This is a genomic window from Streptomyces sp. PA03-5A (assembly GCF_033792725.1).
Lineage (GTDB): Bacteria > Actinomycetota > Actinomycetes > Streptomycetales > Streptomycetaceae > Actinacidiphila.
Genome location: NZ_JARAVL010000015.1, coordinates 100,462 through 125,503, shown reverse-complemented (window position 1 = coordinate 125,503; position 25,042 = coordinate 100,462). Strand labels below are relative to the sequence as shown.

Annotated in this window: 24 protein-coding genes and 1 pseudogene; 10 read left to right on the top strand and 15 right to left on the bottom strand. The window is 73.8% G+C overall.

The genetic code is table 11. From position 1 onward, the window contains the following. Positions 1–338 precede the first annotated feature (338 nt). Positions 339–788, top strand: a pseudogene (locus PV410_RS20245) (MHYT domain-containing protein); the annotation flags it as partial. A 446-nt stretch (positions 789–1,234) separates the two neighbouring features. Here PV410_RS20245 and PV410_RS20240 read toward each other — a convergent pair. From PV410_RS20240 to PV410_RS20215, 6 genes are read right to left on the bottom strand one after another with little or no spacing between them, the layout of a single operon-like run. Next, entirely contained in the window at positions 1,235–2,539 is a 1,305-nt protein-coding gene (locus PV410_RS20240; RefSeq protein ID WP_500326397.1) for a vWA domain-containing protein, read from the bottom strand. After that, positions 2,529–3,431, bottom strand: coding sequence for an AAA family ATPase (locus tag PV410_RS20235; RefSeq protein WP_500326395.1), 903 nt, complete (start codon positions 3,429–3,431; stop codon positions 2,529–2,531). The genes PV410_RS20240 and PV410_RS20235 overlap by 11 nt, the downstream gene beginning before the upstream one ends. Further along, a complete protein-coding gene (locus PV410_RS20230; RefSeq protein ID WP_500326393.1) occupies positions 3,428–4,384 on the bottom strand; it encodes an XdhC family protein in 957 nt (318 codons plus the stop codon). The genes PV410_RS20235 and PV410_RS20230 overlap by 4 nt, the downstream gene beginning before the upstream one ends. After that, positions 4,381–6,759: an aerobic carbon-monoxide dehydrogenase large subunit gene (locus PV410_RS20225; protein WP_500326392.1), complete on the bottom strand. Its 2,379-nt coding sequence runs from the start codon at positions 6,757–6,759 to the stop codon at positions 4,381–4,383. Before PV410_RS20225 ends, PV410_RS20230 begins: the two co-directional genes overlap by 4 nt. Next, entirely contained in the window at positions 6,756–7,256 is a 501-nt protein-coding gene (locus PV410_RS20220) for a (2Fe-2S)-binding protein (RefSeq protein WP_499515655.1), read from the bottom strand. The genes PV410_RS20225 and PV410_RS20220 overlap by 4 nt, the downstream gene beginning before the upstream one ends. Further along, the gene (locus tag PV410_RS20215) at positions 7,253–8,143 is read right to left on the bottom strand and encodes an FAD binding domain-containing protein (RefSeq protein ID WP_500326390.1); all 891 of its coding nucleotides are present in this window, start codon (positions 8,141–8,143) and stop codon (positions 7,253–7,255) included. Before PV410_RS20215 ends, PV410_RS20220 begins: the two co-directional genes overlap by 4 nt. A 159-nt stretch (positions 8,144–8,302) precedes the next feature. Here PV410_RS20215 and PV410_RS20210 point away from each other — a divergent pair, with 159 nt between their 5' ends. From PV410_RS20210 to PV410_RS20200, 3 genes are all read left to right on the top strand, one after another. Beyond that, positions 8,303–9,262 (top strand): LysR family transcriptional regulator, encoded by a 960-nt coding sequence (locus tag PV410_RS20210; RefSeq protein WP_500326388.1) that lies wholly within the window; start codon positions 8,303–8,305, stop codon positions 9,260–9,262. Between the two features lie 153 nt (positions 9,263–9,415). Continuing rightward, on the top strand, positions 9,416–10,252 hold the full coding sequence (locus PV410_RS20205; RefSeq protein ID WP_500326387.1) for an SRPBCC family protein: 837 nt from the start codon (positions 9,416–9,418) through the stop codon (positions 10,250–10,252). An 8-nt stretch (positions 10,253–10,260) separates the two neighbouring features. Further along, positions 10,261–11,373 carry an XdhC family protein gene (locus PV410_RS20200; protein WP_500326385.1) on the top strand — a complete coding sequence of 371 codons (1,113 nt, stop codon included), beginning with the start codon at positions 10,261–10,263 and terminating at the stop codon, positions 11,371–11,373. 94 nt (positions 11,374–11,467) lie between these two features. Here PV410_RS20200 and PV410_RS20195 read toward each other — a convergent pair whose 3' ends face one another. From PV410_RS20195 to PV410_RS20185, 3 genes are all read right to left on the bottom strand, one after another. Then, entirely contained in the window at positions 11,468–12,034 is a 567-nt protein-coding gene (locus tag PV410_RS20195) for a cysteine hydrolase family protein (protein WP_500326383.1), read from the bottom strand. 102 nt (positions 12,035–12,136) lie between these two features. Next, complete coding sequence (locus tag PV410_RS20190) at positions 12,137–13,288, bottom strand: glycoside hydrolase family 64 protein (protein WP_500326532.1); 1,152 nt, start codon at positions 13,286–13,288, stop codon at positions 12,137–12,139. 902 nt (positions 13,289–14,190) lie between these two features. Then, positions 14,191–14,433, bottom strand: coding sequence for a DUF5133 domain-containing protein (locus tag PV410_RS20185; RefSeq protein WP_500326381.1), 243 nt, complete (start codon positions 14,431–14,433; stop codon positions 14,191–14,193). Positions 14,434–14,552: 119 nt separating this feature from the next. Between PV410_RS20185 and PV410_RS20180 the strand changes: the two genes are divergently transcribed. Beyond that, complete coding sequence (locus PV410_RS20180) at positions 14,553–14,906, top strand: DUF3040 domain-containing protein (RefSeq protein ID WP_500326379.1); 354 nt, start codon at positions 14,553–14,555, stop codon at positions 14,904–14,906. A 130-nt stretch (positions 14,907–15,036) separates the two neighbouring features. Here the strand turns inward: PV410_RS20180 and PV410_RS20175 are convergent, their stop codons facing one another. Both PV410_RS20175 and PV410_RS20170 read right to left on the bottom strand, forming a co-directional pair. Then, positions 15,037–15,276 (bottom strand): WhiB family transcriptional regulator, encoded by a 240-nt coding sequence (locus PV410_RS20175; RefSeq protein ID WP_499515665.1) that lies wholly within the window; start codon positions 15,274–15,276, stop codon positions 15,037–15,039. Between the two features lie 128 nt (positions 15,277–15,404). Further along, positions 15,405–17,042: a carboxylesterase/lipase family protein gene (locus tag PV410_RS20170; RefSeq protein ID WP_500326377.1), complete on the bottom strand. Its 1,638-nt coding sequence runs from the start codon at positions 17,040–17,042 to the stop codon at positions 15,405–15,407. Positions 17,043–17,232: 190 nt separating this feature from the next. Here PV410_RS20170 and PV410_RS20165 point away from each other — a divergent pair, with 190 nt between their 5' ends. Together PV410_RS20165 and PV410_RS20160 are read left to right on the top strand one after the other, a co-directional pair. Next, on the top strand, positions 17,233–18,216 hold the full coding sequence (locus PV410_RS20165; RefSeq protein ID WP_500326375.1) for a MerR family transcriptional regulator: 984 nt from the start codon (positions 17,233–17,235) through the stop codon (positions 18,214–18,216). Between the two features lie 85 nt (positions 18,217–18,301). Then, positions 18,302–19,171, top strand: a complete 870-nt coding sequence (locus tag PV410_RS20160) for an alpha/beta hydrolase family protein (RefSeq protein WP_500326373.1) — start codon at positions 18,302–18,304, stop codon at positions 19,169–19,171. A gap of 48 nt (positions 19,172–19,219) precedes the next feature. Here the strand turns inward: PV410_RS20160 and PV410_RS20155 are convergent, their stop codons facing one another. Next, the gene (locus PV410_RS20155) at positions 19,220–20,101 is read right to left on the bottom strand and encodes a ribosomal protein L7/L12 (protein WP_500326372.1); all 882 of its coding nucleotides are present in this window, start codon (positions 20,099–20,101) and stop codon (positions 19,220–19,222) included. 179 nt (positions 20,102–20,280) lie between these two features. Between PV410_RS20155 and PV410_RS20150 the strand changes: the two genes are divergently transcribed. Beyond that, positions 20,281–21,480, top strand: coding sequence for a damage-control phosphatase ARMT1 family protein (locus PV410_RS20150; RefSeq protein ID WP_500326370.1), 1,200 nt, complete (start codon positions 20,281–20,283; stop codon positions 21,478–21,480). On the opposite strand, the gene PV410_RS20145 is transcribed toward PV410_RS20150, so the two are convergent. Both PV410_RS20145 and PV410_RS20140 read right to left on the bottom strand, forming a co-directional pair. Then, the gene (locus PV410_RS20145; RefSeq protein ID WP_500326368.1) at positions 21,464–21,772 is read right to left on the bottom strand and encodes a DUF6295 family protein; all 309 of its coding nucleotides are present in this window, start codon (positions 21,770–21,772) and stop codon (positions 21,464–21,466) included. The two genes, PV410_RS20150 and PV410_RS20145, sit on opposite strands and share 17 nt — an antisense overlap. Then, positions 21,772–22,509, bottom strand: a complete 738-nt coding sequence (locus PV410_RS20140) for a dienelactone hydrolase family protein (protein ID WP_500326366.1) — start codon at positions 22,507–22,509, stop codon at positions 21,772–21,774. Before PV410_RS20140 ends, PV410_RS20145 begins: the two co-directional genes overlap by 1 nt. A gap of 111 nt (positions 22,510–22,620) precedes the next feature. Between PV410_RS20140 and PV410_RS20135 the strand changes: the two genes are divergently transcribed. Next, positions 22,621–23,598, top strand: coding sequence for a phosphotransferase (locus tag PV410_RS20135; RefSeq protein WP_500326364.1), 978 nt, complete (start codon positions 22,621–22,623; stop codon positions 23,596–23,598). A gap of 81 nt (positions 23,599–23,679) precedes the next feature. Here the strand turns inward: PV410_RS20135 and PV410_RS20130 are convergent, their stop codons facing one another. Then, entirely contained in the window at positions 23,680–24,048 is a 369-nt protein-coding gene (locus PV410_RS20130; protein WP_500326362.1) for an effector-associated constant component EACC1, read from the bottom strand. Positions 24,049–24,202: 154 nt separating this feature from the next. Here PV410_RS20130 and PV410_RS20125 point away from each other — a divergent pair, with 154 nt between their 5' ends. Then, entirely contained in the window at positions 24,203–24,961 is a 759-nt protein-coding gene (locus PV410_RS20125; protein WP_500326361.1) for an IclR family transcriptional regulator, read from the top strand. Positions 24,962–25,042 lie beyond the last annotated feature (81 nt).

Here is a 25,042-nt window from a genome sequence, read left to right as displayed (position 1 = left end):
GGTGGTGAGAATTATCCGGACGGGAACTTGCTGTTTCCGTTTCCGTCGACACGTGGCGTCGCGGAGAAGTTGGTATAAGGTTCAAGAATCGGTCGTCCGGGTGGGGGCCGGCGGGCCGGTCCCGCCTGTCAGTGTGTCTTGTCTGGGAACGGCAATCGTTCGCTGCGGGATCGCCCGGTGCCGCATTGTCGACGGCGCGCGCCGGAGGGGACGGCAGGCAAAGATGCCGGCCGGGTCCGCGGCCGTTGTGCTCGCCGTCTGTGCCGGTGGGGAGTTCATCAGTGGGGCACCAACAACATCTGTATTCGCACGCCTTCTATCCCGTGCTCGCCTACGTGATGGCGGCCTTGGGCTCTGGCCTCGGGCTCGCCTGTGCGGCCCGCTTCCATGCGCGGGGGCTCGCCAAGGGCTGGGCGTGGCTGGCCGCCGGGGCGCTGACCCTCGGGTCGGGCATCTGGGGCATGCACTTCATCGCCATGCTCGGCTTCTCCGTCGACGGCGTCGAACTCCGTTACGACGTGCCCCTGACCGCCCTCAGCCTGGTCGTCGCGATCGTGATCGTGGGCGTCGGCATGCTGGTCGCCGGGCTGAAGCCGTCCTGGGGCGGGCTGCTCGCCGGGGGAGCCGGCGCGGGGGTCGCCGCCGCCGCGATGCACTACCTGGGCATGGCGGCCCTGCGCTTCCCGGGCACCTTCGCCTACACGACCACGCTCGTGGTGCTCTCGGTGGTCATCGCGGTGGCGGCCGCCACCGTGGCGCTCTGGTTCACCCTGCGCGTGACACGGGCCCGCGCGACTGTGGGCGCCTCGCTGGTGATGGCGATCGCCATCAGCGGCATGCACTACACGGCCATGACGGCCGTCACGGTACGGAGCGTGTCGGGGGTCGTGAGCGAGGACGGCGTCACCGGGATCACCCTCGTCGCCCCGCTCATCATCGGCCTGGGCATCGAGGTGCTGCTGGTCCTCTTCGCCGTCCTGGTGAATCCCGTCGAGGTCGTGGGGAACGCGGGGGCGGCGCCGCGGGAGGAATTCACCTCCCGCCCGCACGAGAACCGCCCGGCACCCGAGGCCGTGCAACACACGGCGCCGGCGAGTTATCACGTCCCGGCTCCCGCCGCGCACTTCGAGGCATTCGGTGGCGACCAGGCGATCCGTACGGCGATTCCCGCGAATACCGGGGCTGAAATCCCGGGAATCGAAGGAGAGTGTAGGGGGCCGGGCCGTCGGGGACGTCATTCCCGTCGGCCTCGCCTCCTTCCGCTTGTGCTTCCGTTTTCCCTTCCGGTTCCTTTTCCCCGCGCGCTTCCGCCGATCGCGTCGGCCACCTCGGCGAGCGCGGCGAAGGTGTGGCCGCTGACGAACTCGTCGCAGTGGGGGAGTGCCGCCGCCATGCCGCCCGCGAGCGGAAGGTAACCCGGCGCCGCCTTGCGGGGGTTGACCCATACGACGCGGTGCGCCAGCCGCCGCAGCCGGGCGGCCTCACGCCCCACCGCCCGCGGGTCCTCGCCCTCCCACCCGTCGGAGAAGATCACGACGATCGCGCCGCGTGCCATGCCGCGGCGGCCGAAGCGGTCGTTGAACTCCGCCAGCGCGTGCCCGATCCGGGTGCCGCCCGACCAGTCCGACGCGGCGGCCCCCGCCCGGCGCAGCGCCGCGTCCACCCCGCTCCGGCCCGAGCGGCGCAGCACCGGGGTGAGGCGGGTCAGACGCGTGGCGAAGACGAAGACCTCGGCTGCCACACCGACCGCCGCCGCGCGGGGGAAGAGCCTGAGGTAGGCACGGGCGTACGGCTCCATCGAGCCCGAGACGTCGCAGAGCAGCACCAGCGGACGGCGCCGCAGCCGGGGGCGCGAGCGGGCCAGGCGCACGGGCTCCAGCCCCGTCGTGCGGATCGCGCGCAGCGTGCGGCGCGGGTCCACCCGGGGGCCGTGGGGGTCGGTGTCGCGGCGCCGGGTCCTGCGCAGCGGGGTGCGCAGCACGATCAGCTCCATCAGCCGGTCCAGGGCGGCCAGTTCCGCCGCGTCCAGGGCGGCGAAGTCCTTGTGGGCGACGACCTCCGCGGTGCTGCCCAGTGTCGCCACCGTCCCCGCAGGGCCGTCCGCCTCCTCCCCGGTGCGGGGGCCGGCCACCGTGCGTGCCGGCCCCGTCCCGGCGGGGGACGGGCCCGGTGCCGTGCGGGCACCGGGGGACGGGGCCACCCGCGCGGCGTCCTCGGCGGCGTCCGGGGGAGCGGCGGTACGGTCGCCGCGCTCCGCGGTTAGGCCCGCGAGCCCGCCGAACACACCCTCGAAGACCCGCTCGAAGGGCGCGACGAGTTCCCGGTCGGTCACGAAGGCCAGCCGCGCCGTCCAGTACAGGGCCTCCCGGTCCACCGGCGGCACCAGCCGCAACGACCGCAGGAAGCACACCGTCCGCTCGGGGGTGACCGGCAGGCCCGCGCGGCGCAGCGCCTCGCCGAGCCGGCCGCCGAACTCCGCCGTGTCGAACAGCGGCAGCGGCAGCGGCCGTGCCGGCCCGGACACCGGCTCAGGCGTCACGGCCGCTGCCCACGAGCCACTCCAGGCCCCGGTCCCGGACCAGTTCCTGGTCCTCCCGGTACTTCAGCAGCGTGCCCAGGGTCGCCCCCGCGGCCTCGGCGTCCAGGCGCCGTACGCCGAGCAGGGCGAGCGCCGCGAGCCAGTCGATGCTCTCGGCGATGCCCGGGGCCTTCTGGATCTCCAGGCCGCGCAGCCGCCGCACCGCCGCGGAGATCGCCTCCGCGAGTTCCGCCGAGGTCCCGGGCACCCGGCGGCGGACGATCCGCACCAGGCGCTCGGGGTCGGGGTAGTCGATCCAGTGGTAGAGGCAGCGCCGCTTGAGGGCGTCGTGCAGATCACGGGTGCGGTTCGAGGTGAGCACCACCACGGGCGGCACCACGGCACGGACGGTGCCGAACTCCGGGATCGTCACGGCCGACTCGGCGAGGACCTCCAGCAGGAAGGCCTCGAAGTCGTCGTCCGCCCGGTCGATCTCGTCGATCAGCAGCACCGCGGGCTCCGGGCCGGGATGGGTGAGCGCGGTCAGCACCGGGCGCCGCAGCAGGTACTCCTCCGTGAACAGGTCGGCCTCGGCGAGCCGTTCGCCGCGCGACTCGGCGAGCCGGATGCCCAGCAGCTGGCGCGCGTGGTTCCACTCGTACAGCGCTTCCGCCGCGTCGAGGCCGTCGTAGCACTGCAGCCGCACCAGAGGGCCGCCCAGCACACCGGCGAGCGCCTTAGCCGCCTCCGTCTTGCCGACCCCGGCCTCTCCTTCCAGCAGCAGCGGCTGCGGCAGCCGCAGCGCCAGGAACAGCGCGGTGACCAGCCCGGGGTCCGCGAGGTAGCCGCGCTCGTCGAGCGCCCGGCGCAGACCCGCGGGGTCCGGGACGCGCTCCTGCGTGAACGTGCTCACCGCGCCTCCGCGTAGCGGGCGGGGTCGGCCTCGAACGCCGTGCGGCAGCCCGCGCAGCAGAACCAGCGGCGCTCGCCCCCGGCGTCGGAGTGCGGGGTGTCCGGTACGGCGGCCACCGTCATCCCGCAGACCGGGTCCGGCGCGGTGGGCGGTGCGGGGTCCCCCGCGGCGGGCGGCCCGCCCACCGGGGGTGCGACGTTCGCCTCGTCCCCGCCCCGTACCGAGGCGACCACCTCGGCGAGGATGGACAGCGCGATCTCGCCCGGCGTGCGGGCGCCGATCCACAGGCCCGCGGGCGTACGGACCGCGTCCCGCTGCTCCCGCGTCAGGTCCAGCCCGGCGACCACCGCCGCCCCGCGCCGGGGACTGGCCACCAGCCCCACGTACGGCACGCCCGCGCGCACCGCCGCCGTCAGCGCGGCCTCCTCGTCACGCCCGTGCGAGGCCACCACGACCGCGTGGACCCCGGCCCGCGACTGCGCGGTGAACCCGCCCGCGGGCGGCCCCGCGACCTCGTAGCCGAGGGCGGGGCCGAAGCCGGTCAGGGCCCGGGCGATGGGCGTGTCGCCCAGAACCAGGACGCGCGGGACGGGACGCCGGGGTTCGAGGAAGATCTCCAACTCCCCGCCCGACAGGCACGGGTTGCGCAGGCTCAGTGCTCCGTCCTCCGCCTCGGGCTCCACTCCGGTGCCCTCGTCCGCCGCCTGCGGGGAGATCCGCAGCAGCAGCGCCTCGCCGCTGGCCAGCGTCCGCAGCGCCTGCGCGCGGACCGTGGCCTCCGCGCAGACGCCGCCGACGAACCCCTCGATCCGGCCGTCCTCCAGCACCACGGCGGTGTCGCCGGGGCGCGCGCTCGCCGGGCGGCGGGCGCGCACCACGGTCGCCCGGACGAACGGGACGTGGCGCGCGGTGAGTTCGGCGATCCGCGCGTCCAGCACCGGGGCCTGGCTCATTGCGGCGCCTCGACCTGGCCGTGCCGCATCGCCTGCCACACCCGGCCGGGCGTGAGCGGCATGTCGGCGTGACGCACGCCGATCGCGTCGAGCACCGCGTTGACCACCGCGGGGGGCGAGCCGACGGTCGCGGACTCGCCGATGCCCTTGGCGCCGATCGGGTGGTGCGGGGACGGTGTGACGGTGTGCCCCAGCTCCCAGGCCGGCACCTCCAGCGCGGTCGGCAGCAGGTAGTCCATGAAGGAGCCGGACAGGCAGTTGCCGTCCTCGTCGAAGCCGATGAACTCCATCAGCGCCATGCCGACCCCGTCCGCGAGGCCGCCGTGCACCTGCCCCTCGATGATCATGGGGTTGATGCGCGTCCCGCAGTCGTCCACCGCGATGAAGCGCCGCACCTTCACCGCGCCCGTGCCCGGGTCGACGTCGACCACGCAGATGTACGCCCCGAACGGGTAGGTCAGGTTGGGCGGGTTGTAGACCGTGGTGGCCTCCAGATGGCCCTCCACGCCCTCCGGCAGCTCCAGGGCGCCGTGCGCGGCCAGCGCGATCTCCTGGATCGTCCTGGTCATCGCCGGGTCGCCCTTGACCGACCAGCGGCCCTTGGTCCACTCCAGGTCCTCGGGCGACACCTCCAGCATCGCCCCCGCGATGATCCGCGCCTTGTCCCGCACCTTGCGGGCCACCAGCGCGGCGGCCGCGCCGGACACGGGGGTGGAGCGGGAGCCGTAGGTGCCGAGCCCGAAGGGCGTCTGGTCGGTGTCGCCGTGCACCACGTCGATGTCCTCGGGCGGGATGCCCAGTTCTTCGGCGACGATCTGCGCGAACGTCGTCTCGTGGCCCTGCCCCTGCGTCTGCACGCTCAGCCGCACCACGGCCTTGCCCGTGGGGTGGACGCGCAGCTCGCAGCCGTCGGCCATGCCCAGACCCAGGATGTCCATGTGCTTGCGCGGGCCCGCGCCCACCGTCTCGGTGAAGAACGACAGCCCGATGCCCATGAGTTCACCGCGCCCGCGCTTTTCCGCCTGCTCTCGGCGCAGCTCCTCGTAGCCGGCGAGGTTCATGGCCTTGCGCAGGCACGCCGGGTAGTCGCCCGAGTCGTACTCCCAGCCGGTCTTGTTCCGGTACGGGAACTGCTCGGGCCGCAGCAGGTTGAGCATCCGCAGTTCGGCGGGGTCGGCGCCGAGTTCGGCCGCGAGGCAGTCCACCATGCGCTCGATCAGGTACACCGCCTCGGTGACGCGGAAGGAGCAGGCGTAGGCGACGCCGCCCGGCGCCTTGTTGGTGTAGACGCCGGTGACCTCGCAGTGCGCCGCCTCGATGTCGTACGAGCCGGTGAAGATGTGGAAGAAGCCCGCCGGGTACTTCGTCGGCTGCGCCGTGGAGTTGAAGGCGCCGTGGTCGGCGAGGACCTTGACGCGCACACCGAGGATGCGGCCCTCGCGGGTCGCCGCGATCTGACCCGTCATGTGGTAGTCGCGGGCGAACGAGGTGCTCATCAGGTTCTCCGAGCGGTCCTCCACCCACTTGACCGGCTTGCCCGTGACGATCGAGCCGACGACCGCGCACACGTACCCGGGGTAGATGCCGACCTTGTTGCCGAAGCCGCCGCCGATGTCCGGGGAGATGACCCGGATCTTGTGCTCGGGCAGCCCCGCGACCATCGCGTACAGCGTGCGGTGCGCGTGCGGCGCCTGGGTGGTCGTCCAGAGCGTCAGCTTGCCGTCGACCGGGTCCATGGAGGCCACCGCGCCGCAGGTCTCCAGCGGCGCGGGGTGCACGCGCGGGTAGAGCATCGTCTGCTCGACGACGACGTCGGCGCCGGCGAACACCTCGTCGGTGGCGGCCCGGTCGCCGGCCTCCCAGTCGAAGATGTGGTTGTCGGTACGGCCCTCCAGGTCGTCACGGATGACCGGAGCGGCCGGGTCGAGGGCGCGGCGGGCGTCGATGACGGGGTCGAGCGGCTCGTAGTCCACGTCGATCAGCTCGATCGCGTCGCGGGCCGCGTAGTGGTCCTCGGCCACGACGAAGGCGACCTCCTGGCCCTGGAAGCGGACCTTGTCGGTGGCGAGCACCGCCTGGGTGTCCATCGACAGCGTCGGCATCCACGCCAGCCCGAGCCCGGCCAGCGTCTCCCCGGTGATCACGGCCTTGACCTTGGGGTGCGCCTCGGCGGCGGAGGTGTCGATGGACACGATCCGGGCGTGTGCGAACGGGCTGCGCAGCACCGCGCCGTGCAGCATCCCCGGCAGCTTCACGTCGTCCACGTAACGGCCCTTGCCGCGGACGAAGCGCGGGTCCTCCTTGCGCTTCATCCGGCCGAAGCCGATCGGCCGCTCCTCGGCGGCGGGCGCGGCGGGTTCCTCGACGGTGGTCATGCCTGGCTCCCCGCTTCCGCACGGCTGCCGGCCTCGTGGGCGGCGGCCCACCGGATGGCCTTGACGATGTTGAGGTAGCCCGTGCACCGGCACAGCTGCCCCGAGATGGCCTCGCGGACCTCGTCCTCGGACGGGTCGGGGTTGCGGTCCAGCAGCGCCCGGCCGCTGAGCATCATCCCCGGGGTGCAGAAGCCGCACTGCAGCCCGTGCTCCTCGATGAAGCCCTGCTGCACCGGGTCGAGGCGGTCGCCGTCGGCCAGCCCCTCGACGGTGCGGATCTCATGACCCTCGGCCATGGCGGCCAGGACCGTGCAGCTCTTGACCGGCTCGCCGTCCATCAGCACCACGCAGGTGCCGCAGTTGCTGGTGTCGCAGCCCCAGTGCGTCCCGGTCAGCTCCAGGTCGTCGCGGAGGAACCGGACGAGCAGATGGCGGGCCTCCACCTCACGGGTGTGGTCCTCGCCGTTGACGTTCACCGTGATCCGCACGTCCGTCATCCCTCCTTCGCGGCCGCGGCCGGGGCGGTGGCCCGGGCGACGGCGCGCCGCAGGGCCCTCTTGGTCAGTTCTCCGGCCAGATGCCGCTTGTACTCGGCCGGTCCACGGCTGTCGGTGACGGGCGAGCAGCTCGCCGACGCCACGCGCCCGGCCTCCTCGACGAGCTCCGGCGACGGCTCACGGCCCTCCAGCAGCTCCTGTACCGCCTCCGCGTGCAGCCCGTCGGCGCCGACCGCCGCCAGACCCACCCCGACGTGCGTCATGCGACCGTCGTCGAGGGAGAGCGCCACCCCGGCCGCCGCCACCGCCCAGTCACCGGCCTTGCGCTCCAGCTTCTCGTAGGCGCTGCCGGAGTGGGCCAGGACCGGGAAGCGCACCTCGGTGAGCATCTCCCCGGCGCCGACCGCCGTCTCGTACGGTCCGCGGTGGAAGTCGGCCATGGCGACGGTGCGTTCGCCGTCCGCGCCGCGGATCACGGCGACCGCGTGCAGCGCCGCGCACACCGCCGACAGGTCCTCGGACGGGTCGGCCTGGCACAGCGAGCCGCCGATGGTGCCGCGGTTGCGGACCGGCGGGTCGGCGATCACCCGCTCGGCGTCGTGGATGATCGGGAAGTGCCGGCCGACCAGCGGCGACTCCAGCAGGGTGCGGTGCCGGGTGAGGGCGCCGACCCGCAGCTCGCCGCCGGTCTCGTCGATGTGGTCGAGTTCGGTGAGGTCGTTGATGTCGACGAGCACCTCCGGCCCGGCCAGACGCAGCTTCATCATGGGGAGCAGGCTGTGCCCTCCCGCGAGGACCCTGGCCTCCTCGCCGAAGCGCCCCAGCAGTTCCAGGGCCTCCTCCACGCTCTGCGCCCGTTGGTACTCGAACGAAGCGGGTACCTGCACGGCACCCTCCTTCCCTGCCCGGACGGTCGACGGTGTGGGTCGATGCGGGGTGCATGTGGGGGGAACACTCGCGCCGCGGGCGGGGTCGGTCAACGGCAACTGAAGAGAATGGTTAATCCGGACTGAGACAGTTGACGCTCGAACAGATGTAATGTCCCCATGACGCTCACGCAGTTGAGGGCCTTCGTCGCCGTGGCCCGACTGGGATCGGTCAAGGCTGCCGCCGAGTCGCTGGGCGTCACCGAGCCCGCGGTGTCCGGGGCCGTCGCGGCGCTCCGCCGCGAGCTGGGCGACGTCCTCTTCATCCGTGCGAGCGGCGGCATCAGCCTCACCCCGGGCGGACAGCGCCTGGCCGCGGGAGCCGCCGAGATCGTCGGCCTGGCCGAGGAGACCCGCCACCGCGTACGGCAGGCCAGCGCCGGCACCGTGCAACTGCGCGTGGCGTCCACCGAGACCGGTGCCGAGCAGGTGCTGCCCGCCCTTCTCGCGTCCTTCGGACGGCGCCAGCCCGACCTGGACGCCGACACGCTGGCGGTCCCCGTCGGGGTCTTCGGCGAACTGCTCAGGGACCGCAGGGCCGACGTCACGATCGGGCCCGCGCCCGCCCCGCACCCGGCGATCGAGTCCGTGCCCTTCCTCCGCTTCCAGCTGGTCGTCGTCGCGGCGCCCGGTCACCCGTTGCGGCAGCACTCCCGTATCGCCCCCGGGCGGCTCGGTCGCGAGCCCTGGCTCTTCGGCCCCGCCGGCATGGACCCCGACACCCTCGCCGGTGCCTTCCTCGCCCGCATCGGCGTCGACCCCGCCAAGGCCACCGCCTTCCCGAGCGTGACCGCCTCGCTCAACGCCGTCGCCGCGGGCGACGGGGTGACGCTGGCCCTGCTGCACGTCGTGCGCGAGGAGTTGCGGCGCTCGCACCTCGTCGTCCTCGACGTCCTCGGCATGCCGATCAACGGGATGCTGTACGCGAGCACCCTCGCCTCCGACCGCCGCTCCGCGGTCGCCGCCGCCCTGTGCCGGTTCGTCACCACCCCCGCCGCCACGCAGGCCCTGCTCGCCCGCTCCAACGGCGTCCCGCTCACGGAGTTCCGGCCGCCCGTCCACGTCACGCTCTGGAGCTGACGACCCGGGCGTGCGGGTTCCCGGGCGGCCCCGCGACCGGCGTCTTAAGCGAACGCTGAACTGCGCGTTGACGGCCTGCGACGGCGGGCCCAAGGTGTGGGCACCGTCCGGGACCGCCGATGACGCCACGACCGGAAGAGAGGTCTGCCCTCGATGGACTTCACCAACGAGTTCCGAGTGAGCCTGCCGCCGGACCAGGCCTGGGCCCTGCTCACCGACGTCGAGCGGATCGCGCCGTGCATGCCGGGCGCGCAGCTCACCGGGCGGGACGGCGACACGTACAACGGCCTCGTGAAGGTGAAGGTCGGTCCGGTGACCGTCCAGTACAAGGGCACCGCCGCCTTCGAGGAGCAGGACGCCGCGAGCCGGACCGCTGTGCTGCGGGCGCGCGGTCGTGACGCCCGGGGCCAGGGCAACGCCGACGCGCGCATCACCGCGCGGCTGGTTCCCGAGGGCGAGGCGACGATGGTGACGGTGGAGACCCGGCTGACGGTCACCGGGAAGGTCGCGCAGTTCGGCAAGGGCATGATCGAAGAGGTCAGCAGGAAGCTGCTGGGCCAGTTCGTGGAGGCCCTGGAGCGGCAACTGGCGCAGGAGCGCGCTCCCGAGCCCGCCGCGGTCGGCGGGGGTGGCGGGAGCGGCGGGGACGGCACCGAGCCGTCGGCCGCGGCACCGCCGCCCTCGACGCCTCCGGCTGCGGAGAGCGCCGAGGCGGAACGGGAAGGAGGCGGGGAAGGGACCGCGGAGAGCCGCTCGCAAGGCGACGCCGAAGGCCCGGCACCCGCGCGCGAGCCGGCACCCGCCCCCGGGCCGGCACCCGCGCGCGAGCCGGCACCCGCCCCCGGGCCGGCACCCGGCCCGGTGCGGCCCACGGCGGAACCCGAGCCGATCGACCTCATGGGCGTCGCCAAGGGCGCCGTGCTCAAGCGGGCGATCCCGGCCGCCGTCGCGGTCGTCGTGCTCGTCCTGCTCATCGTCTGGCTCGTCTGAGGCCCGCGGTGCGAGAGCTCGCGGACCCGCTCCGGGCCTGGTACGCGGCCGGACGCACGATCGGACTCGCCACAGTCGTCGCCGCCTACCGCAGCGCGCCCCGTCCCCCGGGTGCGGCGATGGCCGTGTCCGCCGAGGGCGACGTCGCCGGGAGCGTGTCCGGCGGATGCGTCGAGGCCGCCGTGTACGAGGTGGCGCGGGAGGTCGTCCGTACGATGACGCCGCAGCTGCACCAGTACGGGATCAGCGACGACGACGCCTTCGCCGTCGGCCTCACCTGCGGCGGCACCATCGACGTCTTCGTCGAGCCGGTCTCCCCGGCCACCTTCCCCGAACTGCCCGCCGTCCTCGACGACATGGCGGCGGGCCGGGCGGTCGCGGTGGCCACGGTCGTCGCCGGTCCGGGTGCCGGGACCCGCATGGTGGTGCGCCCCGGGGCACGCTCGGGCGGCCTCGGCTCCGCCGTCCTCGACGAGGCTGTGGCCGGGGACGCCCGCGCCATGCTGGCCCGCGGCACGAGCGCGCAGCGCCGCTACGGCGAACGGCGGGTCTTCGTCCGCTCCTACGCGCCGCCGCCCCGCCTGCTGGTCTTCGGCGCCACCGACTTCGCCGCCGCGCTCGCCCGCCAGGGCGCGCTCCTGGGCCACCGCGTCACGGTCTGCGACGCGCGCCCCGTGTTCACCACCGCGGCCCGCTTCCCCGACGCCCACGAGGTCGTCGTCGAATGGCCGCACCGCTACCTCGCCGCGGAGTCCGCCGCGGGCCGCGTCGACGCCCGGACGATGGTGGCCGTCCTCACCCACGACCCGAAGTTCGACGTGCCGCTGCTGGAGGTGGCCCTGCGCCTCCCCTTCCTGTGTTTCGTCGGGGCGATGGGCTCCCGGCGCACCCACGAGGACCGCCTCGGACGCCTCCGGCACGCGGGCCTGACCGACGCCGAACTCGCCCGCCTCAGCTCGCCGATCGGCCTCGACATCGGCGCCCTCACACCTCAGGAGACGGCGGTCTCCATCGCCGCCCAGATCATCGCCGGGAAGCGCGGCGGCTCCGGGTCCCCGCTCAGCGGCACGACGGGACCGATCCACGCCGCGGCGGTCCACGCGGGACACGGCGCCCGCTGACGGGCCATGATCTGCGGGGCGGCGGACGCCGGACGACGTCCGGCATCCGCCCACATGGCCCATGCGGAAGAGCGGGCGCCCGGGCCCGGAGGGCTCAGCTCGTCCCGGCCGCGGCGAAGGAGACGTCCGCGGTGCCGACGGTGCCGCCGCGGCGCCCGGGGGCGCTCTGGTGCTGCCAGTAGAGGTTGGTGTGCGCGATCACCAACTCCGGGGCCGGCGCCCCGTAGGCGCTGAGGTCCTCCGTGGTGTGCGCGTCGCCGACGAGCGTGACGTCGTAGCCCCGGACGAGCCCGCCGTGCAGGGTCGAGCGGACGCAGGCGTCGGTCTGGGCACCCGTGACAACGAGCCGGCCCACGCCGCGGTCGGCGAGCACCGCCTCCAGCTCGGTGTCCTCGAAGGAGTCCCCGTAGCGCTTGTGGATCAGCGGCTCCGGCTCCTCGCGCACGAGTTCCGGCACGTACTGCCAGCTCTCGCTGCCCTTCTGCAGGCCTTCGTCCGAGTGCTGCACCCAGATCACGGGAACGTCCTCCGCCCGCGCCTTGCCGAGCAGGATGTTGATGTTGGCGATGACGTCGTCCCGGTTGTGGGAGCCGGCCACCACCCCGTTCTGCACGTCGATGACGAGCAGCGCGGTGTTCGGACGGTCGGAAAGGGTCGTCATGGGGACTTCCAGTCTCTCGTCGCGGGTGCCTGTGTCGTCCCCACCCTAGGCCGGGCCACCGACAATCCAGCCCGGCCGGCCCGGCCCCGGGTCGCCGGAGGACTAGTCCAGCGGGTCCAGCGTGAGGGAGGCCTGTTGCGGGTTGGCGTCGTCGACCAGCGACTCGTGGTTGCCCACGTCGTCGAAGGCGAAGGCGTACGCCTTGCCGTCGGCCATCCGAGCGTGGATCTCCCGGGCGTACTGGTTCGTCACGGAGTCCTGGTAGAAGCCGGCCGCGCTCGTGTCCGGCTGGGCGGGGTTGGTGAGCAGGGTGGTGCGGTTGAAACCGGCGCACAGCGTGCGTGAAATCGGGCCGCGCACGAGGTCGTTCGGTGCGTCGAGCAGCTTGTGGCAACCGAACACGCTGTCCGCGTCGGGCTTCTGGAACGAGGTGACGACGGTCCCGGAGGCGTCGGTGAAGTTCATGACGCCGCCGGAGACCCGCCCGTAGTACTTGGTGCCGGGCCGGTCGGCGAAGGGGGTCACCGTGAGCGTCGCGGTGGAGTACTTCTGCCAGACGCGGTTGACGTAGTCGTCCATCACGGTGCGCGGGAGCGCGCCCGTCTCGATCCCGTGGCCGGGGGAGAGGGCGCGGAGCACGGTGCCGTCGGCGCGGGTCTGGACGAGGTTCGCCCAGCCGCCCGTCCGGCCCCGCAGGGCGGCGAAGAAGCCGTTCCAGCCGCCCCGCACGAGGTGCCCGGTGGTGACGGTGCTGCCGTCGGCGCGCTGGAGTCCGACGGCGTACGGGGCGGAGAACATGTCCACCTGCGTGCTGTTGATCCACAGCCCGGAGTCGTTCAGCGTGTACTCGGACCAGTTGAAGAGGATGTCCCGGTTGGGGTCGGACGGGTTCTGCACCGCGGGCTGCACCAGGCCCCCGGTGGTCAGCCGGAAGTCCAGTTTCCGGCCGTAGGAGAAGTAGACCCGGCCGGAGAACTTGGGGAGCCGGATGGTGACGGACCTGCCGTTGGCGGGTCCGGCGATCGAGGCGTCGGGCGCCGGGGTCGGCGGGTTTCCCCCGGCCGGCCAGGGGTGGAAGGTGCCGTTGGCGTCGGCCCAGCCCTGGCGGCCGGTGGCGAGCTCGGTGCCCAGGTCGTAGAGGTACACGGGCTCGTTGCGGCCGGAGTTGTTGGTGATCGTCAGCGGGATGGTGGCGGGGACGGCGGCCTCGGCGCGGGGGGACGTGGTGCCGAGGACGGTGAGGCCGACCGTCATCAGCAGCGCGGCCGGCAGGGCCGCGAGGGGTTTGCGTCGGATGTGCACGCGCTTCCTCCTTGTGTGGGGGCGGAGGGACGTCACGAGGGGCGAAATGGTGCTGAGAGCGCTCTCAAGCGTCGAGGCGTGAGGCGGACATGTCAATCCATGCGTCAGGGTTGTTGAGCACCCCGTGTGGTCGGGCCCCCGGTGGTGCCGTCTCAGCCCGCGTGCCGCAGCCACCCGTACGCGACCGGCTGCGGCACGTTCCACTCCGCGGCCTGCACCGCGGGGACCGGGACGGAGCCCGCCCCGAGGTGGCACCGCAGTGCGGCGGCGTTGTCGGGGTGGACGCGCAGGAAGACCTCGGCCAGGCCGGTCAGCCGGGCCCGGGCGGGCCAACCCGGCGACCGGACGCCGTCCGACTCCGCGGCCGCCGGCGGCGGGCCGCGACGATGAGGCGGGCCGGTTCGACCTCGTCCTCCTCAACGTCGAGCCGGAGTTCGCCGGTCACGGCGAACTCCCGCCCGTCGTGGAGCAGGTGAGCCTCCACGTCCTCCGCGTCCTGCTCGCGGCGGTGCTCCGCCGGCGCCCCCTCTGCGGGCGTGGCCGGCTCGCCTCAGGTCGCGGGCTGCGGGCTGGGGCCCGGAGGCGGGAGCGGTCCGGGTTCGGGTCCGGGGCCCGGCGGCGTGGGGTCCGGGGGCACGGGGTCCGGCCCGGGCGGCGCGGGCGTGGGCGGCAGCGGGTCCGGGCCGCCCGGCGGCACGGGACCGGGCGCCGGACCGGGCTCCGGGCCCAGGGGGCCGGGCGACGGGGTGGGGTTCGGGGGCACCGGATCGTTGGGGGGCGTGGCGTTCGTCGTCATGCGTTCCTCCCGGTTCGGGCCGTTTCGGCTGAGGGGCGCGTACCCGGGAGTCCGCCGCTCACGCGGCCCCGTCGCAGGGACCGTGGCCCCGACCGTCCGCCGGCCGTGCCCCCGGCAGCCTGCTGCGGGCGGCGGCCAGCGCGGCCTCCACGTCCGTGGTCCCCGTGGCGACGCACAGCGTGTACGCCACGTCCTCCACCCGGCTGCGCGCCTCGGATCCGCCGTCGTCGGCGTTCGCCGCCCGCAGCGTCTCGTACTGCTCGACCAGCATGTGCAGAACCACGGGATGGGCCATCAACATGATCGGGATCCCTCCGTCACGACACCGGGACATTCTCCGACTCCGCGACCGAGTACCCCTCATCCCTTCCGCCATTCGGGGTAAGGGACAGGCATGGGTGGGTGGTGGAGGGGGCGGTGATGGAGGGTTCGGGGCTCACGGAGCGCGAACGGCGTGCGCTGGCGGAGATCGAGGACCTGCTGCGCGACGACGACGTGCTGGAACGTCAGTTGCGCACGATGCGCTTGGACCCGGAGCCGGACCCACGCCCGGGCCCGGGGCCGGCTGACCTGTTGCGGCGGCCACGCGCCCTGCTGCTGGCGCTGCTGGCGATCGTGTGTTTCGGGCTGCTGATCGCCGCGACCGTCACGACGCTGCTGGCGGTCGTCTGCGCCTTCGTGGTGACGTGGCTGGTCACCCTGTTCGTGGCGGTCCGCTTGCCGGGTCCGGCCCGTCGCGCGGGCGCCCGGCGCCGCCGCGGCCGTCGCCGCTGACCCGCCGCCGCGTCCCACGGCCGTGTGGGCCCCCGGGCGCCCCGGCCGGGGCGCCCGGGGGCGTCCGGGTCAGGGCGGGTGCCGCCCACGGGTGGCACCACAGGGGACGCGATCGGGGCGGGGGGACCGCTCACCCGCTGCGGGCGGCACGGCGGCGCAGCGCGCGGCGCTCCTCCTCGGACGTGCCGCCCCAGATGCCGGGGGACTGCCCGGTACTGAGTGCCCACTCGAGGCAGTCGCCGACCACCGGACACCTCTCGCAGACCGCTTTGGCGCGGGCTTCCTGCCCCGCACCCGGGCCTGAGGAGCTGACCGGGAAGAACAGTTCCGGATCCTCGTCTGCGCAAGCGGCGCTTCGCCACCAGCCCATCGTTTCGACTCCTTCCGGAGGAAGCGTTCGGGGGTGCCACGGACATTGCCGTGCTGCGTCGCGTACCCGGTGTGGCGCAGCCGATGCCGCCCGATCCGGAGCCGATCCGGAGCCGATCGCGCGGAGGCTCACCGAGGCAGGCGGTCCCAGAACGAGCAGTGGTGGGCGGAGTACGCGTCGACGGGGTGGATTCCGCCTGGTCCGGGAGCCAACGACTGCACCGACCGCGCGAGAGGTGACGAAGGGTGCAGGGCAGGCCAGAGCGGGGCGCCGGGGGTGTTCGGGTTGCCGGTGCGCGCGAAGTTCGTCCAATAGTCGACCATCCGGTCGGACAGGGCGCGCTGGGCGTCGGTCAGCGGTCGCTCGGTGGGGAAGGCGGCGAACAGGAACGGCATCTCGAAGCCGTGCGCCGCGCCGTAGGGGAAGCCCGGGTTCACCGGCAGACCGGCGAGGACGGGAGCGTCCGGATCGCTGAACTCGTAGCCGTAGAGCGGGAGGGCGGGGGCACGGGCGGCGATGGCCCGGCCGGCTGCCAGCGTGGTGCACGTGAGGGATCGATCGGTCAGCACCGCGGCCCAGGCCAGTGCGGGCGTGGGGTGTCCTGCTGCCGGGTACCGTGCCTCGACGGCGGGGGCTGCGGGCCCGAAGGCGTCCACCAGACGGGCGCGGTAGTCGTCCTCGGTGCGGATCGGGAACGCGGCGAGCGACAGGCCGACGAACATCCGCATCTCGTCGTGGTTGGTGCCCTGGACGACCGGCACGCGGTGGAAGCGTCCGGTCGCCAACGCCTGGTCCGGCGCCACGGGCAGCAGCGGATTGCCGAAGGCGGGCCGGTTGAAGGACTGCATCAGCTGCGCGGTGGCCAGGCGATCCGCGCCCTGCCCGCGCAGGCACGCCAGCACCTCGTCTCCGCCGCCCTCGGTGCAGCCCAGTTGCCGGGCGGCTTCCGCCCCGGCCGTCTGGACCTCGCGCTGTGGGGCGAACGGCTCGTACGCCGGTGTGCCGGGTCCCAGAGCGCCGCGTGGAAAGGACATGTGGCAGGAGCCGCTCTGGAGCACGGCCCGCCGGAAGAGTCCGGCGGCCGCCGACGAGGTGAGGTGCGCACAGATGCTGAGGGCGCCCGCGGACTCACCGAAGAGCGTGACATTGCCCGGATCGCCGCCGAAGCGCTCCGCGTTCGCCCGCACCCAGCGCAGGGCGGCCTGCTGGTCCGCCAGGCCGAACGGCGGGGCGGAGCCCAATGCGGGGTGGCCGAAGTAGCCGAAGATCCCCAGCCGGTAGTTGACCGTCACGACGACCGTGTCACCCCGGACCGCCAGTTGTCCGGTGCCGTAGTCACTGCCGGAACCGCCCAGGAACGCACCGCCGTGCGTCCACACCAGCACGGGCCGCTTCCGCCCGGCTGGCTTCGGCGTCGGCATGGTGACGTTGAGGTAGAGGCAGTCCTCCGACCCGAGCACAGCGCCCGCACCCGGTGCCGGCATCTGCACACAGCGCTGAGCCGCCGCCGTCGCATCCCGGACACCTTGCCACGCGGCGGCGGGCACCGGGGCGCGCCAGCGCAGTGGTCCGGTCGGCGGGGCAGCGTAGGGAATGCCGTCGAAGGTGGCGTACGAGCCGTGTGACACACCGCGTACCAGGCCGTGGTCGGTCCGTACGACGGTACCGCTCGGCCCCGCGGAGTGCGCGGAACCGGGTGGTGCGCCGGTCGCCGGCACGGCGGTGCCCGCGAGTAGTGCCACCGCGCAGAGCAAGGGGAAGAGCACCGCACGGAGCCTGTCTCTTCGGCCTGGACGCGGTGCTGTCATGGTCGGGGACATGCGTATCCACCCTTCGTGGTCGGACGAGGTCGCATGAGGCCGGAACAAGGCCTGAGCGGTGGGGAAAACGATGCGGACCGACGTGGCCGGTGATCAGTACGCTAGGACCTCCCGCGCGCTGGAGGTTCAAGAGCCCGTGACGCAAGACACGTGGAGCATCGGTGAACTCGCGGCCGGAACGGGGGTCCCGGTGAAGACCCTCCGCTACTACTCCGACAGCGGTCTGCTGCCCGTGGCCGGCCGTAGCGCCGGTGGTCATCGCCGCTACGGTCCTGAAGCGTGGGAACGGATCCGTCTCATCAGACGCTTACGGGCGCTGGACACTCCGATCGCCACCATCACGCAGGTGGTCACCGGTGAGCGCTCCCTCGGCGAACTGGTGGCGACCGAGCTCGAAGCGGTGCAGGAACGACTGACCGAACTGCGGTGGCGCCAGGCCACACTCAAGTCCCTGGACGAGGCCCCGAGCGAGGAACGGCTCCGGCGTCTGGAGATCCTCTCCCGTGTGCAGCGGCTCCCGCAGGCGCATCGCACCCTCACCGACCACTGGTATCGCGAGCTGTCCGCGGCCATGCCCAAGCGCCGGCTCGACATCATGATCGGCATGCTCTGCCCCGACCCCCCGCAGGACCCCGATCCCGCTACGGTCCTGGCCTACGCCGAGCTTCATCTGCTCATCTCCACACCCAGTTTCACCCGCTGGACCCAGGACCACGACGAGGAGATGAGGGACGGCCCGGCCTTCTACGCGGAGATCGACGATGCCGCCGCTGCGACGGCCGCCGCTTTGGCCCAGGGCCTGCCGCCCGGCGCCGGGGATGCGGTGAACGCCTTCGTGTCCGCCCACGCGCGAGCCCGCCGGGAGTCGGACACCCCCGCCTTCCGCGCGTACCTGCACGGGCTGGTGTCGAGGTCGTCCGGCTTCGACCCCCGCCTGGAACGCTATTGGGCCCTGGTCGGCACCGTCACCGGCGGGCGGGTGCTGAACATGACGGTGGCCCACAGATGGCTGACCGAAGGGCTGTCGATCTCGATGGCCGACGGTGCACCTGCGGGGAGCCCGGTTCCGCGGACTCCCGACCGCGCGCACCGAGTGGTTCCGGGCGAGATCGACCGCTGAAGCGCGCGTACGGCGGTCGGCGCGGCGAACGGCTTCCCCGTCCTGCCGTGGCGCGGCCGGCCGTCGCGTTTCCTACGATGGCGTCATGACGATCTCCGGGCCGGAGCAGCCACAGATACGCGTCCTGTACGACGAGTCCCGCCAGGACTGGCGGGAGCCGGCTCGTCCGCGCCCCGTGCGGCTCTACCTGTGGGAGCCGGCGCAACCCCCGGCCGCCTCCTCCCCGTTGGTCGTCGTGTCGCACGGCACCGGAGGTTCGGGCGGCGCCATGGAGTGGCTGGTGGATCCGTTGCGCGAGGCGGGTTTCCGGGTGCTGGCCCTCGACCACCACGGCAACAACTTCGTCGGCGGCTACGAGCCGGAGGGCTTCCTCCACGTGTGGGAGCGGCCACGGGACGTCTCCTTCGCCCTCGACGTGCTCGCCCGGGAACAGCCGTTGGGGCCGGTCGGCGCGGCGGGCTTCTCCGTGGGCGCCCACACGGCGGTGGCGCTCGCCGGGGCGCGCCTCGACCCGGACGTCCTGCGGGCCGTGCTGTCGGGGGCCGTACCGGTGCCGGACATCCCCGAGTTCCCCGGTGTGCTCGAGGCGCACCGGAAGAAGTACCCGGACGACCCGTCGGCGCGGGGGGCGCTCGACGGAGCGGGGGCCGACCTGTCGGACGCGCGGGTGCGGGCAGTCTTCCAAGTGGCCCCGGGCGTCGGGGGATTCGTGACCCCGAGGAGCCTGGCGGCCGTGCGGGTGCCGGTGGGGATCCGCTGGGGTGGTGCCGACACGGTCAACCCGTACGACGTCGACACCAGGCCGTACGCGGAACACGTCCCCACGGCTAGCGTCCGCTGCGCCGGCCCCCACGTCCGCCATGACGACTTCTTCGCGCCGGAGCCCGCCGACCCGGACGTCCGCGTCCGGGTCGGCAGGGAGGCAGCCGACTTCTTCGTGCGGCACCTGCGCTGACCGTGTCCACGCGGTGTCCACGGTGGTGGCCGGAGCCGGGAGAGGGCCTCACCCACCGCCAGGCTCTGGCCCCCGGGCGGTGCGACCCCCCGCCTCCCGGACCGCGGGGAACGACGCCTGGAAGGCCAGCCGGCGGTCGGCGTCGGCGGCGATGTCGCCGAGGAGCCCGTCCAGCGCCAGGAACACCTCCCAGCGTTCGGCGCCGGTCGCCGCGGCCAGCCGGTCGAGGACCAGGTCCTCGAGCTCCGTGACGCGGTTGCCCTTCCAGACCTTGTCGGCCACGCTCACCAGCAGGTCCTCCATGGTGACGGCCGCGTCCGTCCACGAACCGTGGGTCGCCGCGAAGCGCGCCAGGCGCGGCGGGACGCCCTGCGCCCGCAGCAGTGCACGCCCCGCCGTCTCGTGGGCGTTGCCCGGCCCGGACAACTCGGCGACGTGCAGTGCCTTGCCGATGTCGTGGGTGGCCGCGCCGAAGAGCACGGCCTCACGGTCGACGACCAGGGCGGGGCCGTACTGCCGGACCCAGTCGACCAGTTCACATGCCGCGTCGTGCACCAGCCGCAGATGGGCCGCGAGCCGCGACGGAGCCCCCACCTCGCGCAGCAGACGCGCCACCTCCGGCGGCAGCGGCCGCTCCCGTCCCCAGGTGAGGGCCCGGTCGAGGTCCGGCGCCCGCTCGGGTCCCCCGACCTCGGCGGTGGCCCCGGCGGCGCGCAGCGCGGCGACGGCCGACTCGGCGTCCTCCTTCGGCGCGTTCCGCAGCACGACGAGAGGGGTCCCGCGGATGAGGGCCCGGCAGTGCTCCGTGCCCAGACCGGTCAGTCCGCCCAGCACGGCGACGACCTCCGCCGCGCGTGGCCCCACCTCCCTCAGCACGGCCGTCACCGGCACCTCGTCGCCCCCGGCCCTCATGTGCTGCGCCCCTGTCATGAGCCCTCCCCGTCGCTCCCGGCCGTCCCGCCGCGGACAGCGTGCCCGAAGCCCCGCCCGAGGGGAACTCCGCGTACCGTGCGCCCGCGCACGGCCCGGGCGCCGCCACTTCCCCGCCGCTTCCTGTGAGAATGCCCGCGACCGCTGCCCCGCCCCCGACCGCTGGAGGACGACGACGCATGGGTGGACACCCACACCCGGACGGCACCCCCGGCCCCGCGCCTGCGCAGGCGCCGCCGATCACCTGCGACGAGCCCGGTTCCTTCGCCCGCAGCGTCTTCCAGGAGCGGCACCCGGTGCTGGTCCGGCGCATCCTCGACGCCGTCCCGTACGGCCCGGAGCGCCGCCGGGACTTCGCGGCGCTGCTGGAGGAGTCGCGGTCCGGCACGGTCGCCCCGCTGCCGCGGGACGCGCCGGACCTGGCGGCGTGGGAGGAGTGGGGCGAGGGCCGTTTCGGGCGGCCGTGGGCCGAACTGCCGTTCCTGTGGTCGGAGTCGTACTTCTACCGCCGGCTGCTCGACCCCGCCGGTTACCTCGCCGCGGGGGCGTGGCACGGCGTGGACCTTTTCGCGCCGTTCAAGGACGCCGAGCTGGACGGTCCCGGCTTCGCCGCCGACCTCGCCGCCCTGGACGGGCTGCCCGGGCTCGCCCCCGCCGAGCGGGAACACGCGCTGCTCGCGGCCGCCGTGTGGGGCAACCAGGCGGACCTCGGCTTCACCATGGTGGCCGATGCCGCCGCCCCCGAGGCGTCCGGCACCCTCGTCGCCGACGAGTCGGAGCGGCTGTGGTCCCTGCTGGACGGCGGCACGGTCGTCGTGGTCACCGACAACAGCGCCCGTGAGGTCCTGGCCGACCTCGCCCTCGTCGACGGCCTTCTCGCGGGCGGACGCGCCGACGAGGTCCACCTGCTCGTCAAACCGCGCCCGTACTACGTCTCCGACGCCACCACCCAGGACGTCCTGTCCTGCCTGCGCCGGATGACCGCCGCCCCCGGCGAGGCCGCCCGCATCGGCGGGCGCCTGCTCGCGGCCCTGCGCGAAGGGCGGCTCACCCTGGCCGCGCACCCCTTCGCCTGCGCGCCGCTCGGCTACCGCGACATGCCGGACGACCTGCGGGAACGCTTCGCGGCCGCGCAGCTGACGGTGATGAAGGGCGACCTCAACTACCGGCGCCTGGTGGACGACCGGCTCTGGCCCCCGACGGTGCCGTTCGGGGACGTCACCGCCTACTTCCCGGGGCCGGTCGCCACCCTGCGCACGCTGAAGTCCGACACCGTCGCGGGGCTCACCCCCGGGACCGTGGCCCGGCTGGACGCCGCCGGCACCGCGTGGCGCACCAGCGGCACGCACGCCCTGATCCAGGTCACGGTCCCGGGGTGACGGCCCGCGCCGTCGGTGCGGCCTGCCCGGAGGAGGCCAGCCCCGGCGGGGCCGCCGCCAGCGCGGAGCGGATCGCGTCGACCAGCGCCAGCGCCGCCTCCTCGGTGAGCTCGACGGCGACCCGGGCCGAGGGCCCCAGGGCCGGGTTGAGGAAGTCGATGTTGACGGTGTGCTCGTACGGCGCGTGCTGCGGGTGGTCGACGTAGACCATGGCCTCGGTCAGCCCGAAGTAGCCCTGGGCGCCCTTGCCGCTGCCGTCGATGCGGATCTTCTCGGTGAGGTACGTGCACATCAGAGGTGCTTCTTGAAGAAGGCCAGGACCTTCGACCAGCCGTCGACCGCCGCCTCGGTGCGGTAGCTCGGCCGGTTCACGGCGAAGAAGGCGTGGCCGGCGTTCTCGTAGGTGTGGAACTCGTACGGCTTGCCCTGCGCCTTGAGCTCGGTCTCCAGTTCGGCGACGTGCTCGGGGGAGGGGTAGCTGTCCTCCGCGCCGAACAGCCCCAGCAGCGGGCCGCGCAGGTCCTTCGTCAGGTGCACGATCGGCTCGACCTGGAGCGGGAAGCCCTCGGGCGGCGTGCCGGCGACGAACGCCCCGTAGCAGTCGACGCCGGCCTGCACGTCCAGCGAGGCCAGGGCGAGGAACGCCTGGCGGCCACCGGAGCAGTAACCGATCACGCCGACCTTGCCGTTGGAGGAGGGCAGGCCCCTCAGGTACTCGGCGGCGCCGGCGGCGTCCCCCAGGAACCGCTCGTCGGGCACGCCGCCTCGGGCCCGCGCCGCCGCGGCCGCGTCGTCCGGCGACGCGCCGGGCGCCTCACGGCTGTAGAGGTTCGGGCAGACGGCGGCGAAGCCCTCCGCCGCGAATCGCCGGGTGATCTCCTTGGTGGGGTCGTCGTAGCCGGGCATGTGGTGGATCACCACGACGCCGCCGTACGGACCGGGGGCCATGGGGCGGGCGGAGTACGCCTCGATGCGGTCGCCGCCGTGACCGGTGACGGTCACCGTCTCGGCGAGCAGTGCGTCATACATGTACGCGGTCCTTCCGGGGGACGGATGATCAGCACTCTATTCCGCATGCGCTTTCCCCCTGCCGCCGCCCCGCCCTGGACCCCGGCGGGAGCCGCTCCGTAGGGTCGCCTCATGAGGCAACGGCCCGAGGGAGTCGGCGAGGAGGAGCTGGGCGAGGCGCTGCGCGCGTGGGGGATCGACGCCGCGTCATGGACCTACGAGCCCGTCGGCTTCGGCGACCACCACTGGACGGCGGCCGACGCCCGCGGCCGGCGCTGGTTCGTCACCGTCGCCGACCTGACGCACAAGCAGCACTGCGGGGCGGACGCCGAGTCCGCCTTCGAGGGACTGAGCCGGGCCATGGACACCGCACTCGCCCTGCGGGAACGCGCGGGCCGGGAGTTCGTGGTCGCCCCGCTGCCCGCCGCCGGGGGCGGCACGGTACGCAGGATCGGCGCGCGGTACGGGGTCAGCGTCTTCCCCTACGTGGACGGCGTCGCCGGCGACTTCGGCGACCGTCTCGACGCGTGCGGACGCGGCGCCCTGCTGGACACCCTCGCCGTGCTCCACCGGACACCGCCCCCGGCCCCCGTCCCGCGCCCACGACTCGCGCTCCCCGGGCGGGCCGCCCTGGAAGCGGCGCTCGCCGGGTTGCGCGACCCCTGGCACGGGGGCCCGTACGGCGAGCGGGCGAGGGCCCTGACGAGCGAGCACGCCGGGGCGATCCGGCGGCGGCTCGGGGAGTTCGACCGGCGTGCCGCCGCGCTCGAACGCGCGGGAGGGGAACACGTCGTCACCCATGGCGAGCCGCACCCCGGCAACCTGCTGCGGCAGGACGCGGGGCACGTGCTCGTCGACTGGGACACCGTCGGTCTCGCCCCGCCCGAGCGCGATCTGTGGCTGGTCGTCACCGGGGCCGAGGACCTCGACCGCTACCAGGACGCGGCCGGCCGCCGCCCCGACCCGGACGCCCTCGCCCTGTACGGGCTGCGCTGGCGACTGGAGGACGTCGCCTCCTTCCTCGGCGACTTCCGCTCCCCGCACCGCGCCACGCCCGATTCCGACCTGGCCTGGCGGTCCCTGGCCGCCACCGTGCGCGCCTTGGCATGAACACCCCTCAGCGGTCGAGCCGTTCCTCCCGGCTGTGACGGAGCGGGCCGCCGGAGCTCATCGCCGCGCCGGCCGCAGGGCTCACCGGTCGGTGGGGCGCAGTGCCTCGAGGACGCGGGTCGCCGTCTCGACGTCCTGCCCGGAGAGGGTGACCGTGACGCCGTCGTGCTCGAAGGTCATGTCGGGGGCCGAGGAGCGGGCCGCGCGCCAGGCGAGCCAGGCCAGGGCGAGGTTGGCCAGCCGGAAGCCGCTGTCGAGGGCGATCCGGATGCCTTCCAGGGTGCCGCCGACGCCGACGCCGACGCCGCCGATGCGGCCTACCGCGGGCCCGCGCCCCTGGAGGGCGACCTTGGCGTTGCGCCGCACATAGGAGTCGTCCAGCAGCCAGGTGTGGAACGAGCGCAGCTCGTCCTCGGCGTCCCGCGCCTGCGTCGTGACGATGAGGTCCATCGGCACCGTTCCCCCTGGGTGAGCACCGCCGTGCCGTCACTCTGGCACAGTCGCACGCGGTGACGCAGGCATCCGCGCAAAGCGGTACGAGACGTACGGCGGCGTGCGCCACCCGTCGCTTGCCGTGGCCGGGCGGCGGGCGCAGGCTGGAAACATGGCTGCTCAGGGCGGGCCGACGCTCATCACGTCCGTCCAGCGGGCCTTCCGCCTGCTGGAAGCGGTGGGCGCACACGAGGGCGGCGTACCGGCGAAACAGCTGGCGCGCGAGACGGGGCTGCCGCTCGCCACCGCCTACCACCTGCTGCGGACCCTCACCCACGACGGCTACGTGCGCAAGCTCGCCGACGGCGGCTTCGCCCTCGGCGAGAAGCTCGAGGCCCTGCACGCCGCGAGCCGCCCGCAGATGCCGCTCAGCCGTATCCGGCCGGCACTGGCCGCGCTGCGTGACGACCTGTCCGCCGCCGCCTACCTGACCTTCTACGAGGACGGCGAGATCCGGGTGGCGGACATCGTCGACGGCCCCCGGACCCCGCGGGTCGACCTCTGGGTGGGCTTCGAGGAGGCGGGGCACGCCACCGCGCTCGGCAAGTGCGTGCTGCGCGAGCTGGACGAGGAGGCCCGCAACGACTACCTCGCCCGTCACCCGCTGGCCGATCTGACCCCGCGCACGATCACCCACCGCGCGGAGCTGCTGCGGTGCCTGGAGAGCGCCCCCGCCCCTCCCGCCGTCACGGACCTGGAGGAGTACGCCCTGGGGACGGTCTGCGTCGCGGTGCCCGTCTACAGCGGCAGCACGCTGGGCTCGCTCGGTGTGTCGCTGCGCGCGGACCGGGTCGCCGCACTCGAAGACGTGCGCGCCAAGCTGCTCTCCACGGCGAGCCGGGTGACCCGGGGTCTGTCGCTCACTATCTGAAATTCCCGCCCTTGTGGTCGGGGTGCATACACCCATTAACTGGTGGAAACGGACATCGGCGGTGTGACGCCTCGCACAGGC